General features: G+C 64.7%; 2 protein-coding genes. Both read right to left on the reverse strand.

Annotation, left to right across the window (positions count from 1 at the left end):
* On the reverse strand, nucleotides 1–302 hold a 302-nt coding region (locus DBR23_RS31655), incomplete at its 3' end, for a hypothetical protein (RefSeq protein WP_233250711.1).
* 160 nt (nucleotides 303–462) lie between these two features.
* Nucleotides 463–1,329 (reverse strand): phage capsid protein (locus tag DBR23_RS29770; protein ID WP_108499831.1); only part of this gene is annotated, 867 nt, incomplete at its 5' end.

The following is a 1,329-nucleotide window of genomic DNA, read 5'->3' on the forward strand; positions in this document are numbered from 1 at the left end:
TTGCCTGATCCGTCCCCCACAGGTCTCCAAGGCCCCTCCACCCCGACCACCAGCATCCATTGAGGCGGCGGGGAAGGCGGGCGAGGAGCTCCCCGCACCTCCCTGGCAATCGACTGCCACATCAGCAGCACCAGACCACCCCGGTGAACCGCCTCGTGACACAGCGCCAGCAAGTCCGAAGGCGCTTGCTCCCAGACCAACTGAGCATCGAACCCCGGCAGCAGCCGCTGCGCATGGCGCAACACACCGGCCGCACTGGTCACCGTTGGTACTGCCACCCGCTGGCCAGTGAGCAGGGCCACTGCCTGCTGCAGTACCAACGCCCCCGTGCGATGGGGGGGCGCTCGATGCCTCACCAGAATCCCCGGCAGCACCTTGGCACCTGGTTCCGAATCCGGCCCACTGCGATAGCAAGGCACCGTGTCCATCACCAACCCCACCGCATAGCGCCGAACGAGCCCCTCAGGCAACCGCATGGGAAGCCCCTGGATCACCCGTTGCATTGGCGCGCATTCCGAGTGCTTCCTGCTTGCGATGCAGCTTGCCCCGCAGCGAGATCGGCGCAGGTGCTTGCGCTGCTCCACTATCTCTATCCGTATCGGAATCTGGATAGAACTCCTCGACGACCTCCACCCCTTCCTCTTCCGACTCCTCGAACTCCCCCAGCGCCAAACCCTGCCGCGCCGCTTCATCCAGCGCAGCCTGATCCAGCCCCAGTGCAGCATGCTGATCCCGCTCCTGCCGTGCCAATGCCACGACCTGGGCCAAGCTGCTTCCCCCTCTGAGCGTCAGGTCGACGTAGTAGATCGGCGTGCGGTGCGACAGTGTGGTGGACTTGCCCCGCAGCCGAAGCTCCAAGGGCAACCCGGCCAGCAACCCACCCGACACCGCAAACAGATACCGCAGCCGGGTCGACAGTGTCCGGATGCTGTTGAACCCCGTCGTCCGGAACACAAAGCTGCCCAGTTCATCGCCATTCATACCCTCTTTACCCGCCTCGGTACTCCCCTCAGCCTCCACCCGCACATGCAGCCGCCCATACGGCTTACAGTTCCCGTCCTGCGCGAGCGCACACACCGCGGGCGAAGGACAGGGCAGGGACTGCATCCCTGACAGGGTCACCCGCTTGCAGCTTTCTCCATCTCCAACACACAGAGGTCGTCCCGTGGCCCGATCAAACATTGTGTAGTTCGCCCTGAGGCTCAGGTCCGGATCGTCAAACAGCAGCCGCACCGGAATGCTGCGCAGCTTGGTCCCCGGCTCCTTGCGCAACTGGGCATCCACCGGATGTGGTACCCACCCCTCCTTGTTCTGGACCTGGCTGGTCAG

This window comes from Acidovorax sp. HMWF018, from assembly GCF_003061035.1.
Lineage (GTDB): Bacteria > Pseudomonadota > Gammaproteobacteria > Burkholderiales > Burkholderiaceae_C > Acidovorax > Acidovorax delafieldii.